Raw genomic sequence first — 14399 nt, 5'->3', positions numbered from 1 at the left:
GGCTCATCTTAATTGCTTATAGATATTATTTAATTCCTCATGTGCAGTTTGTCTGACCTTGGTTTCTAAGTTTCTATAATGCTGTAAGACAGTGTTTCCTAAATCAGTTAGTTGTGCTCCACCCCCATGGCTACCTCCATGGGAGGTGGAAACCAGTGGTGATTTAAATGCTTCATTCATGACATTAACTAACTCCCATGCCCTCCTATAAGACATATTCATGGCTTGAGCCGCTTTTGAAATAGAACCCTGTTGAATAATTGCCTCTAGTAAGTCGGCTTTACCTGGCCCGATCGCTGTATTAGGACCATGAGTAATTCTTATTTTTAATTGTTTATTCATAAGTAAAGGGAATGACTTCTTTATAATAAATTAGAATATAAAAAATATTTTTTTGTATTAAGTGGTTATATAAAGTTGCTACACTACACGTTATACATTTTTACTTTTTATATATTGAATATTATAAGGTGTTTATTGTGAATAACAACTCAACTCTAAAAACAACAATATTGCTATTTTCAATGTTGACTTTTACCCAAATGGCTAATGCGACTAACGGCTATTTTATGTCTGGTTATAGTGTTAAGTCACAGGGTATGGGTGGTGTGGCTATTGCCTTACCACAGGATGCGCTTGTTGCTGCTACCAATCCCGCAGGTATTGTTTTTATTGGTAACAGAATAGATTTAGGGCTAGATTATTTTAAGCCTGATCGTACCGCTCAGGTAGTTGGTAATTCATATGGTGGTAATGGTAACTTTGATGCCAATGGCAGAGGATCCTTTTTAATACCTAACTTTGGAGTAACAAAACAAATTAACAATGTTGTTGGTGTGGGCCTATCCGTCTACGCAAATGGTGGAATGAATACTACTTATACTTCACAAATACCACTTTTTTCTGGTGGTCAAGGTAGTAATGCAGGAGTTAATTTGCAGCAACTGTTTATAGCACCTAGTATTGCTTGGAAATTCACACCACAACAGTCATTAGGTATTTCGATTATTTATGCCCAACAAAAATTTTCTGCTACCGGTTTGCAAGCTTTTGATAATGCAAACTATACAAGTTCTCCTGGCAATGTTACTGATAGAGGAGCGTCTATATCAAACGGGTTTGGTGCGAATATCGGTTGGTTAGCAAAACTCAGTGAACAATGGAATATTGGCTTACATTATCAAACACGTATTCACGGCAGCTTTAACGAATACAGTGGATTGTTTGCTAATAATGGCACTTTTGATATACCGGCAAATTACGGACTTGGTCTTTCATTTGAGCCAACAAATAAAACAACTATAGCGTTAGACATACAAAGAATTGAATATGGTAACTCAAGTTCCATTGCTAATCCTTTGTCTAACCTTACTCAATTAGGTAGTAAACTTGGTAGTAATGGTGGAGCAGGTTTTGGTTGGCAAAGTATTAATACATATAAATTAGGAGTGGCATATCAATTACTTCCATTATTAACCGTTAGAACTGGTTTTAATTACAACAATCAACCTATACCAAATTCGCAAACTTTTTTTAATATATTAGCCCCAGGTACAGTTCAAAAAGAATTAAGCTTTGGTTTTACTTATAATCTTAATAAAACAATCGATTTTTCTGGATTTTATTCACATGCTTTAAATCAGACTGTATATGGTAGTAATTCAATTCCTTCAGGATTTGGGGGCGGTGAAGCGAATATTAGATTGAGTGAAGATTATTACGGTTTAGGTATAGGGATGAAATATTAATAAATCACAGTACCAATTGGTGCGCGTAAAAAGCCTAAAAATTTTGCATGAAGTAAGAAGTTTGCAAGCATAGTGCCTAGGTAGAAAATGATGATAATTAATAGTATTGTGTAAATTAATAGTCTTTTCTTTGACATGATTGCTTGCGTTTTGCAATATAGCTGGTTGTATTGAGGAGTATAATAACTCTTTTTACATTGTAGGTATGACCAAATGGATTATGATGACAATCCTATCTCACCTAGTGAGTTTGACAATGATCTACATGCTGTAAATCGAGAAATTGTTCGACTTGCCTATATATTAAATATTGATTTAGAGAATCAACATCAAATTGATGAACTCATGTCTGATACAACATTAAGTCAATCTAAAGATAAACTCTCCCAAGAAAAAATGACCTTAAAGGGATTGTTGGTTTTACGAGGGGAGCTTAGTAAGGAAAGAATTGAAAGTGGGTTATCTGAAGGAATGAGCCCCCTTGATGAAGAGGCATTTAAACAATTAAAGCCTGGTAATAAGTAAGATTCTTATTCATCTATGAATTTAAAAGGGTTTACTTATGTCGTAGTACAAATGTCGATATTGGTACTAATAACATCGCATTTGATTTATTTACATCACGATTCAAGCTTGTTTAATAATTTGAACTTCATTGATTATTTGGGCTTAATGTTCATATTTGCGGGAGTTCTTTTTGCAATTTATAGTGCACTATTTATGGGAAATCTACTTACCCCTTTCCCGCATCCCAAGAAAAAACACCAACTAATTGTTAATGGTCCTTTTAGTATAGTAAGACATCCTATTTATTTTGGTTTATTACTGTTTTCGTTGGGGGCATTATGTGTTTCCAAAGATAGGCTCATTGCTCTATATTGTTTTACTTTGTTTGTAACTTTGTACTTTAAAACACGTTATGAAGAAGAGCTCTTATTGGACTTGTATACGGACTATATTGATTATCAAAAAGTAGTAAAAAGACTTATTCCATTTATATTCTAATTTTTTTAACATGAAAGACTTATTTTATTTGGGCGAATTTACAGCACTGTTGTTTCTGTTTGGTGCTTCGCAAGCAGCGCTAATAACCGGCATTTCCGTTATTCTTTTTCCAGAGTTAGGTGCAATTGCTTATGGAGTATTGAGTAAACCCCAAGGTGGTTGGGCAAAACAGCCCATACTCCTGGTGCTGACTCCAACATTAGCTGCTATTGTTGGTATCATAATTGAAAAATACTGGGGGTATAGTCCTTTATCTGTAAGTCTCTCAATTGCATTAGCTTTAGTGATTATTTTTGTATTACGCTCACCCATTGTGCCAGCTTTAGCTGCAGGGTACTTACCAGTTATTTTAGGTGAAGACAGTTTAAGTTACCCTGTTGCCGTATGTGTCACTATTTCCTTACTGGTTATTGTGTTATTGATACTACGACCCTTTTACGTAAATAACCATCAACAACAGTCCCAACAGGTTACGGATGATTTATTAAAAATCGATCATCATGGATTGATTTCATTCATTATTTTTGTTTTTTTAATGCAAATCATGGTTTACTTCTCTGGTTTAAAATTTATTCTTTTTCCACCGCTTGTAGTTGTTAGCTATGAAATACTAACAAAACCAGAGCATTGCCCTTGGGGAAAGCAATTAATACGTTTACTAATTCTCACTTTAGTAATGGTCAGTATTGGATTAATAACACTTCATTTTTTAGGTAACCACTCTTCAGCCATATTAATTACCGTTATTATGGGAATGGTTATGTGTCGCATACTTGATATCTATTTACCCCCAGCTATGGCAATGGGCTTATTGCCCTTTGTCGCTCCTCATCCAGATATCAAATTATTGATTTCAACTGCGATTGGAATAACAGTATTTATAATTTACTATTTTTTATATAATAGCTTCTTTAAAAAAAGTATGGGAACTAATTAATTCGTTTTAAGACTAAGATAATTCATTTTGGGAGTTAATATGAACACTTTTGATGCTATTAGACAAAGAAGAGCAGTAAAACATTTTGATCCAAATCATAAAATTACTGATTCTGAATTTAATCAATTGATGGATTTAGGTGCTCAGGCTCCTTCTTCTTTTAACTTACAGCACTGGCGAATTGTTAATGTAAAAGATACAGCTTTACGCCAACAGTTACGAGAGGCCGCAAATAACCAAGCTCAAGTAACAGAAGCCTCATTACTATTAGTTATTACAGCGGATATAGATGCTTGGAAAAAAGATCCGGCCCGCTATTGGATTAATGCTCCTAAAGAAGTACAAGATATTTTAGTACCTTGGATCGATCCTTTTTACTCAGGTAAATCACAGTTACAACGCGATGAGGCCATGCGTTCAGTTGGTATTATGTTACAAACTCTTATGCTTGCTGCTAAAGCAATGAATTACGATTCATGCCCAATGGTAGGTTTTGATTTTGATCGTGTAGCAGAGTTAATTCGTTTGCCAGAAGGACATGCAATTGGTGCCATGCTAGTTATTGGTAAGGCAACTAAACCAGCATGGCCAAAACCTGGCTACAAATCAGCTGAAGAAATGATAATAACAAATCACTTCTAATTATTTGATTGCAGAATAGGCAGTAGGAACTAAGATATGGTTTTCAATTCTTTCCACGATAGTTCCTGTTGCCTCTGTAGCCGCTCGTTTTGCAATCCATTCTGGATCAGATGAAAACGCATTCCATTTTTGTTCACGTTCTGCCAAACTCTCCCATTCCAATAAATAAGTTAGAGTTTGATTGCTTGGCCCAATTAAAGTAGTCCAAAAACCTATAGGTTTAATGCCATATTTTTCCCAAAATCCTAATGTAGTTTGTTCAAAGCGTTGATTAAGTGCAGGTAATCTCCCGGGAGCGCAGTGATAAATTCTTAATTCATGTATCATGGTTTTCTCTTAAAAGTTGAAGGTTGTAGATTCGCCAGGCTGTAAATTAATTACATCTGTCGTGTTGTTTACTAAAGACTTTTTATACTCCTCAGGAGTTCCTCTTAAAACGGGATAAGTTCCATAATGTATAGGTAGTGCATATTTTGGTTTTAGCCAATTATTTGTTGCATAGGCCGCATCTTTAGGCCCCATTGTGAAATTACCCCCAATAGGAATAAGGATTAAATCAGGATGATAGTATTTTCCAATTAAAGCCATATCACTAAATAAACCTGTATCACCCATATGATAGATTGTGAATTGATTATTAATGGTAATAATAAATCCTACAGGCTCCCCACCATACAATACTTGATGTTTATTCGTTTTAAGGTCAATCCAATCGAGTTCAGAACTATGTTCGGCGTGAACCATCGTGACAGATACGCCGTCAATAGGATAAACAGTGCCAGTTTTATTCATATGAATGAGTTTGTTTGCATCTACCATACCTAAATAATTTAAATTATCTTCTAGTCCTGATGGGGCTATCAACTTACAATCACAAGCTTTTAAAAGAGCAGGGCTATCACCTAGATGATCAAAATGAGCGTGAGTCACAAGAATTAAATCAATTTTACCTAAGGTAGATAAATCCTTGTATTGTGAAGGAGTCTTAGGATTCGCAGTAAGATAAGGATCGATTAAGATATTTTTACCTTGAGGAGTAGTGATCTTAACAGCAGATTGACCGAACCATTGAACTTTAACTTGCTTTTCATTGTTAGCGCTTAAACTATTAAATGAAAACAAAAAAAGTGGTAGAACAACAATAAACTGATAATACTGTTTAACTTTAAACATATTTTGTCCTTAATTAAGCATCATTGTTTAATTTGGTGGTGAATAGCAAAGCTATTAACGTAATCACTGCCGCAATGGACAGATAGTAACCCACAAAAACCAGGCCATAATTGACGGCAAGCCAGGTTGCAAGATAAGGCGCAATTGAGGCACCTAAAATTCCTGCTAACGTAAAAGAAAGAGAGGCTCCTGTGTATCTTACAGGAGCAGGATAATAGCTTGCCAAACCTGAACCGAGTGGTCCATAGGTTAAGCCCATTAAAAACAATCCAAGAATGAGAAAAAATTCGGTCATTACAGGATTATTAGAAACAAATAATGAATTAAAAACTAATCCAAAAAGAAAGATTAATAATGTGGCGCTAATGAGCATTTTTCTAACACCAATTAAATCTGATAATTTTGCAGATAAAGGTATACCAATACCAAAGAACAACATAGCAATCATCTGCCAAGATAAAAAAGATCCTTTAGCGTAATGGAAATGATTAGTACCCCAACTAAGAGTGAATACCGTCATTAAATAGAATAATAAAAAAGTTGTTAGTGATACAAAAGTTCCTAAAAAGAGAGCTTTACTATGATGTTTGAATATCGCCCCCATTGGCACCTTAACTTGTTCGTTTTTTTCTATTACCTCCATAAATGCAGGTGTCTCAGCTAATTTAAGACGAACATATAAACCAAGCCATACTAAAATTGCGCTAGCTAGAAAAGGAATTCTCCAACCAAACGATATAAAGTCTTTATCAGTAAGATAATGATTTAATAATATGAATACTCCGCTAGACATAATAAAGCCAATAGGTGCCCCTAATTGCGGAAACATACCATACCAAGAGTATTTTTCTTTTGGTGCATATTCAGTTGCAAGAAGTACTGCTCCCCCCCATTCACCGCCCAGACCTAAACCCTGGCCAAGTCTAAATAAAGCAAGTAGGAGTGGTGCGAATATGCCAATACTGTCATAAGTGGGTAATAATCCTATAGCTACTGTTGAGGGGCCCATAGTCATTAGCGCTGCAACTAAAGTGGCTTTTCTACCAATCCTATCACCAAAGTGACCAAAAATAATTGCGCCAATGGGTCTTGCAAAAAAAGCCAATGCAAAAGTAGCTAAAGACTGCAAAACAGAAGTGGATGGATTCCCCGATGGAAAAAACAATTTAGGAAACACCAAAACAGCTGCAGTGGCATAAATATAAAAGTCAAAAAATTCGATAGTTGTACCAATTAGGCTTGCAATCAAAACGTGATGAATTGAATTTGCTTTAACGGATTGTGTTTGATTACTCATTATTCAGTTAGGATAGAAAAAATAGTAGTTTAACTTAATTTGGTCCTATGGAAATTAATCCATGCGTAGCAACTTGCCATAAGACAACAGCAACTAGAAAACAAAAATGCGTAGGAGTAATTATAAGTTTGATATAACCAGCCAAAAATAAATGAGGCTGGAAGCAAAAAAAGACCACCTATTAAATTAAACCATCCAAAGGCAGTACCGAAGTGGTTTTTATCGACTAAATCTGCAACGAGGGCTTTCTCAATTCCTTCTGACATACCTTTATAAACGCCATATAAAATAAAAGAAAATATGAGTAGCGATACATGAACAAAATGTTGAGCTAATAATAAATTAAATAAGCCGTAAATTAACCATGAACTGATTAATAGCGTTTTTCGTCCTATTCTGTCTGACAAACCAGATAGTGGAGTACTTAGTACGCTGATGATTAATGATAAAAATGCCCATAATAGTGGAATATATTGCTCTGAAATGCCAATTTCTTTTGCTCGCAATAGTATGAACAGATCAGAGGAGTTACCAAGAGATAATAGGGCGTATGAAAACAGATATTGTTTAAAATTAGAGGGTAATGAGGATAAACGCCAACTTATTTTTACATGATGAGTTGTTATAATCTTTTCTGGTTCTTTAATTTGAAGAGTCAAAATAATAGCAATGAATCCTGGAATGATAGCAAACAGAAAAATATCTTTTAGTGAGAAGTGATAGCTTAATAAAATCGTTGCAACTATAGGACCTACAAATGCACCTAAATTATCTAAGGATCGATGTAGCCCAAAAGTAATACCTCTTTTATTTTCAGGTACAGACAAAGCCAATATGGCATCTCTTGGAGATGTTCGAAGTCCTTTTCCTAGTCGATCAAAAAAACGAATAAATAAGGCTGCATGCCAACTGGTAATGATTGAGAGAATAGGTCTCCCAATACTAGGTACAGCATACCCAATAATAATAAAAATTTTAGATTTTTTAGTTCGATCAACAATTATTCCCGATAGTAACTTAAAGAGGCTAGCTGTGGCTTCTGCAATGCCTTCAATTAATCCTAATATTTTTGGTCCCGCACCAAGCACTGACACAATATAAAAAGGAAGTAGTGGATAGATCATTTCACTGGCGCTATCGTTTAATAGACTTATAAAGCCAATTAGCCAAACTGTTTTGGGTAATGAAGATAGGGATTTGATTATCATATAAGAGTAAATACTATATTTATTCCTAAAGAGAAAAAAGTTAATATTAAACTCATGTGAAAAAGAAATGAGGTATAAACATGAGTTTTGTTACCACATCAGATCATACACATTCTCTCGCATCTCCCCCCAAAGTAATTGATCAATTATTCAAAAAAGCAGGTATTAATGTAAATGGAAAACAACCTTGGGATATTCAAGTAAAAGATCAGAGAGCCTATAGCGAAATATTAAGAAGATGGTCTCTCGGTCTTGGAGAGTCTTATATGTCTGGTTATTGGGACTGTCGATCAATTGATGAATTAATTTATAGACTATTAGATGCAAATTTAGATGAACAAGTAACAGGTTTAGCGCAGTTAAATGTAGCCTGGCATAGACTGAAAGCACAGTTATTTAACTTACAGAATATTCATAGAGCATTTATAGTTGGTGAGAGGCATTATGATATTGGTAATGATTTATTTAAAAAAATGCTTGACCCACTTATGATTTACTCCTGTGGATACTGGCAATATGCAGATAATCTCGAGCAGGCACAGTTAGATAAATTAGACATGATTTGTAGAAAACTCGAATTGAAACCTGGCGAAAGAATGTTGGAGATTGGTTGTGGTTGGGGAGGACTTGCTTATTATGCCGCAAAATATTATGGAGTAAATGTAGTTGGTATTACAGTCTCTAAAGAGCAGCAGAAAATTGCTCAACAACGATGTGAAGGTCTCCCGGTAGAAATAGAGTTAATTGACTATCGCTCATTGGACGGTAGCTTTGATAAAATTGTCTCAGTTGGTATGTTTGAACATGTTGGCCAAAAAAATTATCAACAATTTTTTTCTATTATTAATAGACTTTTGAACGATTCAGGTATTTTTCTATTGCATACAATTGGTAATGCAATATCAAGTCATGGGACAGATCCTTGGATAAATAATTATATATTTCCAAATGGAAAGATTCCTTCATCACAAGATATTACTAAGAATATCGAAGGACAATTTTTAATTGAGGATTGGCACAATTTTGGTAGTGACTATGATAAAACACTCATCGCTTGGCATAGAAATTTTAATGATCATTGGTATGAATTAAGAAATAATTATAGTGATCGGTTTTATAAAATGTGGAATTACTATTTACTGTCTTGTGCAGGTTATTTTAGATCAAGGCACGGACAGTTATGGCAACTTGTGTTAACAAAAAGACAAAGACGTCCAATTTACAGATCTATTCGTATTGAACCAACATGATATTTTGAACCTAATTTATATCAGTTGGTCCATTGTTTTTTGGGGAAAATGATGAAAAAAGTTGCATTTATTGGCCTAGGAAGCATGGGTTTTCCTATGGCTAAAAATTTATTAGAAGCTGGTTTTGAGTTACATGTTTATAACAGAACCAAAACAAAATCAATTGAACTAGAAAAGTTTGGAGCGAAAGTCTTTAATTGTGTTGGTGATGCGGTAAAGAACGTAGATTTAGTCATAACAATGCTTGCAAATGATGAGGCACTTGATTCAGTAAGTTTTGGTCAAGATGGTATTTTGGCTAACCTCAATAAACAGGCTATTCATATATCAATGAGTACGGTTTCACCAGAATTAATTGAGAAACTAAGTCAAGAACATGAAAATCATGAACAAAAGTTTTTATCCGCCCCTGTATTTGGCCGACCAGAAGCTGCTCTTAGTAGGAAATTATGGGTTGTTATGTCAGGTAAGCAGTCAGTAAAAGAAGAAGTAAAAGAAGTGGTAAATGCGTTAGGTCAAGGAGTATTTGATTTTGGAGAAAAGGTTTCAGCTGCAAATTTAATTAAAATCGCTGGTAACTTTATGATTTTATCAATGGTTGAGGCTATATCAGAATCACTAGCGCTACTTGAAAAAAATGGCGTGGAAAGACAATCTTTTATAGACTTTATTACATCCACTTTATTCAATATACCTATTTACCAAAATTATGGGAAAATCATTGCGCAACGTCAATATGAACCCGCTGGTTTTAAATTAGAGCTTGGTTTGAAAGATGTCAACTTAATGCATGAGGCGTCCAGTAATGCTAGAGTCCCTATGCCAATAGTAGATATTCTTTACTCACGTTTCCTAACATCAATAGCTAAAAATAGAGCTCATTTTGATTGGAGCGCTATTGAATTAATTGCAGCTGAAAATGCAGGACTAAAATAAAATGATAACAAACTATCTTATTTCGGCAAATTTAGGGATTATGATATTTTTTTCTGTGGCAGTGGCCCCGGGAATATTTAAGTACTTACCTCCAGAATGGTCAGCGGTATATGTCAGAAAGTTTTTTCCTAAATATTATTTTTTCTTAGGCACGGTAAGTATAATTGCGGGGTTTTTATCAAAAAACTTAACAGACAGATATCTACTTGTTCTAACTGCATTTCTGTTTTTTATTACTCTTTTAATTATTACGCCAATGGTAAATAAGGCAAGAGATAATGATCAACAGGGTAAATTTCATTTCTTACATACATTAAGTGTAGTAATTAATTTTATTGAAATGGCTTTGTTTTTTTATGTTCTAATTTAACTTTACTACCTGTATTTGGAAAGTTTCTTTATTCAGAAGAATGAGCTGGGATGATAAAGCTGTACATATTAGAGATTAAGTAGGTACAAAAAAGAACTATGAAAGGTCTATACTCAATTACTACAATAAAAAATAGAGATGATGAAGATGGCGTGAAACATATAAAGAATTAATTTAGTAATTTATTCTCTAAAAGATTAACTAATGGAATTGAACCAAAATACGATAAATGAGTACCATCATCTTCATAAAATGAATGAAAATCAGCATCACTAATTCTACAGTTAGTACTTGAAACACAGTAACTAGAAAAAGGATTAATTATCGTTGCCCATTCACTTACTTTAGCATTCGAAAATATTTGGTTTATTGACTGGTTTCTTAAGTTATAGTCTCCAAGTAACGGATGAACTACAGTAGTTTGTCTGTTAAAAAGTATATTTTTTGCTATTAAGCTTTGTGGAGATAGAAGATATTCAGGTGTAGTATTAACAATAAATAATAATTTATTGTTGCCATTCATTAATTTTTTTAATCTAATTAATCCCCTAGTAGTCACCTCTTTATTTTCTAATAAGTTAGATTCATTGGAGCTACTATCTGTTAATAATAATCTATTACCAGAAATGTTGGCACCTTTAAAACCATCGGCATAATAAGGCCACTCGGAAATTATTACTACTTTTCTCAAATTGTTAGTTCTAATAATTGTATTGTAAGAATTTTTAACATCAATATCGCAATTATGGGTTGTATTGTCTGGATACTTTACTTTTATATCTGTAAGTGGGATACACCCACTTTTAGTAAAAACAACTGCTGAGACTTTTCTTTTCTTTAACACTTCATCAAGTCTTTTAGTAATTTTTCCGATAAAGGAGTCTCCAATTAATGCTATTGACGGAACTATTGATAAATCACCAATCACGCATGTAGTACCATCTTTATGATTTCTTTCTTCGCGACAATTTATAGCATTTCCAGAAGATGGATTGTTTTCTGTAAGATTTTGAATTTCTATATTAAATCTAGTTGGAAAATAATCAGTATAGTGCCCAACTATTCTTACAGAAAAAAACAAACAAGACATCAAAATGGCGCTAGTTAAAAATATTCTTAAATTAACTTTTCTCTTGTCTCTAAAAGTATTTTCTATAAACTTATAATTGAAAAATCCTAAAAGTAGTGAAAGTATAATAATAACGATTAATGTAGTAGTGTTTAATGGATAAATGTTTCTTATTCTTGCGAATGCAAGTAGGGGTTGATGCCAAAGGTATGTACTGTAGCTAATCAAGCCAATACCCACCAAAAGTTTATTACTAAGGATTTTACCAGTTAGGGTTTCTGCGCTACTGAATGCTATTATCAGGCCAGCTCCTATTGTTGGGATTAAGGAGTATAAGCTTGGTGAAGGAGTTTGGTTATTAAACGAGAATATTGAAAAAAGTATTAGTATTAAGCCAATAAAATCAAATAATTTATAATTTTCTTTTTTTATATTTAATATGCTTTCAGATTGAAATTTAAATGATATTAATGCTCCTATCAATATTTCAAATGCTCTGGTAGGCAACATATAAAAGGTAAATGATGCAAATTTTATAGAACCATATTCCGCTATCGCTAAACTAATGATGGCTGTTATTAAAAGAAATGTAAAAATCCATCTTTTACCAAGCTTCCAAGTTGTTATAAGAAATAAAGGAAATAAAAGGTAGTATTGTTCTTCTACAGCTAAACTCCAAGTGTGAAGTAATGGTTTAAGTTCTGATGATGTATCAAAGTAACCACTGGTTTGCCAAAATAGTATGTTTGAAACAAATAAAGGAACAGCCAATAAACTTTTTGAGTACTGTTTAAGTTCATTCGGTAACATCCAAAACCAGGCAAAGGGTAGGGTACATAAAATCACAAAGAATAATGCTGGTAATATTCTTCTGGCTCTGCGTTCATAAAAGTTAAGTAAAGAGAAAGAGCCCCTATCCATCTCATCTGCAATAATTGTAGTGATTAGGTAACCACTTATAACAAAAAAGATATCTACACCTACAAAGCCTCCACTAAAAGTTGTGAAACCTGCGTGGAATAGGATTACTGGAATAATAGCAAGTGCTCTAAGCCCATCAATTTCTTTTCTGTATTTCATTTAATATATTTGGAAATTAACTTTTATAATTATATAGTAAGCACCTAAATTGATTCTTGAAAGTCCAAGATGACAAAAAATATTAAAAATAAATAATTTACGCAAGCCTATCAGCTGCCATGACGGCTGTGAGTTTACTGTAGTGCCGTTCTATCATGCCCACACTAGTACCCATCTGTTTTGCCAGCGTATGTAAGTCTGTACGATTTTCCATTAACTCTAATATTGCGAAGGTATGTCGTAGTGAATACAGAGTCCTATTCTGCCCTGTAGCAGAGCCCTTTAACAGGCCACTTGCCGTCATTAAGTGTTTAAATGTGGTACAGAAGCTGACTGGCAGCATGTCATCACCAAGGCTAAACAGGTAAAGATTAGGCTTTAACTCCAATACTCTGTCTAATGAATAGGCGTTAAGCTGACTATACTTTGCTATGACTCTCTCTAGCACAGTCTTTATATTATGCTTAGCGATTAAGTACCTACCACCTGCCTTACCCGTCACCCCTATTCTCAAATACTTCACAGCTGTCACTGAGTCAATGTGCAAGCTAATATCACTCCATTTAATATGCTGACTTTCTATACCTGAACGCATGCCTGTCCCTAACAGTATCTCCACATAGTCCCTACACACTTGCCTAGACTCTTTAGCTAGACGACTGTGCTCACCTTTTGCGAATATAGGTAAGTAGTCCAATAATCGGTTAACTTCTTCTCTTGTGAATGCGGGACGAGCTCGTCCTTTAGCACCTGTTCTTTTCATCTGAGCTATAGGTGTATGTTCACTTATCCAGCCTTTCTGTATGGCTGTACTAATCACACTCCTGTAAGCACTAGCATGTATCGTCAGCGTACTGGCAAGTGATGCTTTTTTCAATAGATTATTACGCCAAATCTCATACTTACCCGTAGCGTCACTGTTAATGTTCTCTAGGTGATAGTGACCTGCACCCAATTTTTAGTTTTATGTTAAATCTAGTAAAGTTCATTTATGTAAAGGAGAATGGACTTGAAGAAGCGATTTACAGAGGAACAGATTATTGGGTTTTTGAAGGAAGCAGAAGCTGGTATTCCTGTAAAAGAGCTATGCCGTCGACATGGTTTTAGCGATTGTTCTTTTTATACTTGGCGTGCCAAGTTTGGAGGAATGACAATACCGGATGCTAAAAAGCTGCGGGATTTAGAGTCTGAGAACAGTAAATTAAAGAAACTGTTGGCTGAGGCTATACTGGACGCTGAAGCCTTAAAAGTGGCTCTTGGACGAAAGTACTAAGCCCACAAGACAAACGCGAGGCTGTAAAGCTTATGTGCCAGACTACGGCTATTTCTGAGCGACGTGCCTGTTATCTTGTGGGTATATCAAGAACTGTTCTTCATTACCAGCCTGTAAGTGGGATAAAGAATCAGGAACTACAGCAACGTATTGTTGATCTTGCCCATGAGAGACGTCGATTTGGTTATAGACGTATTCATGCTTTATTAAGACGAGAAGGAGTAGAAGCCAACCATAAAAAGGTATTCCGTCTTTATCAGGAAGCGGGGTTGGCTGTTAAACGTAGACGTAAGAGACATGGCGTGATGGTACAAAAGCAGAGCTTATCCTTACCCAGTAGCCCTAATGAGGTATGGTCCATGGATTTTGTATCAGATGCCCTAGCCAGCGGAAGAAGGGTTAAAGCATTGA

15 protein-coding genes and 1 pseudogene are annotated in these 14399 nt (G+C 34.6%); 9 read left to right on the top strand and 7 right to left on the bottom strand.

The window, feature by feature from the left end; all coding sequences use genetic code 11:
* Nucleotides 1-3: 3 nt before the first annotated feature.
* A complete protein-coding gene (locus FV185_RS06125) occupies nucleotides 4-342 on the bottom strand; it encodes a winged helix-turn-helix domain-containing protein (protein ID WP_067495116.1) in 339 nt (112 codons plus the stop codon).
* 137 nt (nucleotides 343-479) lie between these two features.
* Here FV185_RS06125 and FV185_RS06120 point away from each other — a divergent pair, with 137 nt between their 5' ends.
* The 5 genes from FV185_RS06120 (at nucleotide 480) to FV185_RS06100 (ending at nucleotide 4332) form a co-directional block, all read left to right on the top strand.
* Complete coding sequence (locus tag FV185_RS06120) at nucleotides 480-1748, top strand: OmpP1/FadL family transporter (protein WP_067495113.1); 1269 nt, start codon at nucleotides 480-482, stop codon at nucleotides 1746-1748.
* A gap of 213 nt (nucleotides 1749-1961) precedes the next feature.
* Nucleotides 1962-2273 carry a hypothetical protein gene (locus tag FV185_RS06115; protein WP_067495111.1) on the top strand — a complete coding sequence of 104 codons (312 nt, stop codon included), beginning with the start codon at nucleotides 1962-1964 and terminating at the stop codon, nucleotides 2271-2273.
* A 15-nt stretch (nucleotides 2274-2288) separates the two neighbouring features.
* Nucleotides 2289-2753: a methyltransferase family protein gene (locus FV185_RS06110; protein WP_067495108.1), complete on the top strand. Its 465-nt coding sequence runs from the start codon at nucleotides 2289-2291 to the stop codon at nucleotides 2751-2753.
* Between the two features lie 10 nt (nucleotides 2754-2763).
* Entirely contained in the window at nucleotides 2764-3690 is a 927-nt protein-coding gene (locus tag FV185_RS06105; protein ID WP_067495105.1) for an HPP family protein, read from the top strand.
* 39 nt (nucleotides 3691-3729) lie between these two features.
* The gene (locus tag FV185_RS06100) at nucleotides 3730-4332 is read left to right on the top strand and encodes a nitroreductase family protein (RefSeq protein ID WP_067495102.1); all 603 of its coding nucleotides are present in this window, start codon (nucleotides 3730-3732) and stop codon (nucleotides 4330-4332) included.
* On the opposite strand, the gene FV185_RS06095 is transcribed toward FV185_RS06100, so the two are convergent.
* The 4 genes from FV185_RS06095 to FV185_RS06080 are packed head-to-tail and all read right to left on the bottom strand — an operon-like array spanning nucleotide 4333 to nucleotide 8010.
* On the bottom strand, nucleotides 4333-4659 hold the full coding sequence (locus FV185_RS06095; protein ID WP_067495099.1) for an NIPSNAP family protein: 327 nt from the start codon (nucleotides 4657-4659) through the stop codon (nucleotides 4333-4335).
* Nucleotides 4660-4668: 9 nt separating this feature from the next.
* The gene (locus FV185_RS06090; RefSeq protein ID WP_082787062.1) at nucleotides 4669-5505 is read right to left on the bottom strand and encodes a metal-dependent hydrolase; all 837 of its coding nucleotides are present in this window, start codon (nucleotides 5503-5505) and stop codon (nucleotides 4669-4671) included.
* A 13-nt stretch (nucleotides 5506-5518) separates the two neighbouring features.
* On the bottom strand, nucleotides 5519-6802 hold the full coding sequence (locus FV185_RS06085; protein ID WP_067495096.1) for an MFS transporter: 1284 nt from the start codon (nucleotides 6800-6802) through the stop codon (nucleotides 5519-5521).
* Between the two features lie 29 nt (nucleotides 6803-6831).
* On the bottom strand, nucleotides 6832-8010 hold the full coding sequence (locus FV185_RS06080; RefSeq protein ID WP_197457801.1) for an MFS transporter: 1179 nt from the start codon (nucleotides 8008-8010) through the stop codon (nucleotides 6832-6834).
* 80 nt (nucleotides 8011-8090) lie between these two features.
* Between FV185_RS06080 and cfa the strand changes: the two genes are divergently transcribed.
* The 3 genes from cfa to FV185_RS06065 are packed head-to-tail and all read left to right on the top strand — an operon-like array spanning nucleotide 8091 to nucleotide 10566.
* Nucleotides 8091-9260: a cyclopropane fatty acyl phospholipid synthase gene (gene cfa / locus FV185_RS06075; RefSeq protein ID WP_067495093.1), complete on the top strand. Its 1170-nt coding sequence runs from the start codon at nucleotides 8091-8093 to the stop codon at nucleotides 9258-9260.
* 48 nt (nucleotides 9261-9308) lie between these two features.
* Entirely contained in the window at nucleotides 9309-10196 is an 888-nt protein-coding gene (locus FV185_RS06070) for an NAD(P)-dependent oxidoreductase (protein WP_197457800.1), read from the top strand.
* 1 nt (nucleotide 10197) lies between these two features.
* Nucleotides 10198-10566, top strand: coding sequence for a DUF4149 domain-containing protein (locus FV185_RS06065; protein ID WP_067495087.1), 369 nt, complete (start codon nucleotides 10198-10200; stop codon nucleotides 10564-10566).
* 169 nt (nucleotides 10567-10735) lie between these two features.
* Here the strand turns inward: FV185_RS06065 and FV185_RS06060 are convergent, their stop codons facing one another.
* Both FV185_RS06060 and FV185_RS06055 read right to left on the bottom strand, forming a co-directional pair.
* The gene (locus tag FV185_RS06060) at nucleotides 10736-12715 is read right to left on the bottom strand and encodes an acyltransferase family protein (protein WP_067495083.1); all 1980 of its coding nucleotides are present in this window, start codon (nucleotides 12713-12715) and stop codon (nucleotides 10736-10738) included.
* Between the two features lie 97 nt (nucleotides 12716-12812).
* Nucleotides 12813-13670: a tyrosine-type recombinase/integrase gene (locus tag FV185_RS06055; protein WP_067495080.1), complete on the bottom strand. Its 858-nt coding sequence runs from the start codon at nucleotides 13668-13670 to the stop codon at nucleotides 12813-12815.
* A 54-nt stretch (nucleotides 13671-13724) separates the two neighbouring features.
* Between FV185_RS06055 and FV185_RS09765 the strand changes: the two are divergent.
* Nucleotides 13725-14399 (top strand): annotated as a pseudogene (locus tag FV185_RS09765) (transposase); the annotation flags it as partial.

It is taken from the genome of Ferrovum sp. PN-J185 (assembly GCF_001581925.1).
Lineage (GTDB): Bacteria > Pseudomonadota > Gammaproteobacteria > Burkholderiales > Ferrovaceae > PN-J185.
Note: the sequence above shows the minus strand (reverse complement) of the source record. Positions and strands in the feature narration are given on the sequence as shown.

Bases quoted from the DNA above. Each gene is read 5' to 3' on its own strand.
- FV185_RS06125 (WP_067495116.1), bottom strand. From the start codon at position 342: ATGAATAAACAATTAAAAATAAGAATTACTCATGGTCCTAATACAGCG.
- FV185_RS06070 (WP_197457800.1), top strand. From the start codon at position 9,309: ATGATGAAAAAAGTTGCATTTATTGGCCTAGGAAGCATGGGTTTTCCT.
- FV185_RS06085 (WP_067495096.1), bottom strand. From the start codon at position 6,802: ATGAGTAATCAAACACAATCCGTTAAAGCAAATTCAATTCATCACGTT.
- FV185_RS06090 (WP_082787062.1), bottom strand. From the start codon at position 5,505: ATGTTTAAAGTTAAACAGTATTATCAGTTTATTGTTGTTCTACCACTT.
- FV185_RS06105 (WP_067495105.1), top strand. From the start codon at position 2,764: ATGAAAGACTTATTTTATTTGGGCGAATTTACAGCACTGTTGTTTCTG.
- FV185_RS06065 (WP_067495087.1), top strand. From the start codon at position 10,198: ATGATAACAAACTATCTTATTTCGGCAAATTTAGGGATTATGATATTT.
- FV185_RS06080 (WP_197457801.1), bottom strand. From the start codon at position 8,010: ATGATAATCAAATCCCTATCTTCATTACCCAAAACAGTTTGGCTAATT.
- FV185_RS06110 (WP_067495108.1), top strand. From the start codon at position 2,289: ATGAATTTAAAAGGGTTTACTTATGTCGTAGTACAAATGTCGATATTG.
- FV185_RS06115 (WP_067495111.1), top strand. From the start codon at position 1,962: ATGGATTATGATGACAATCCTATCTCACCTAGTGAGTTTGACAATGAT.
- cfa (WP_067495093.1), top strand. From the start codon at position 8,091: ATGAGTTTTGTTACCACATCAGATCATACACATTCTCTCGCATCTCCC.
- FV185_RS06095 (WP_067495099.1), bottom strand. From the start codon at position 4,659: ATGATACATGAATTAAGAATTTATCACTGCGCTCCCGGGAGATTACCT.
- FV185_RS06060 (WP_067495083.1), bottom strand. From the start codon at position 12,715: ATGAAATACAGAAAAGAAATTGATGGGCTTAGAGCACTTGCTATTATT.
- FV185_RS06100 (WP_067495102.1), top strand. From the start codon at position 3,730: ATGAACACTTTTGATGCTATTAGACAAAGAAGAGCAGTAAAACATTTT.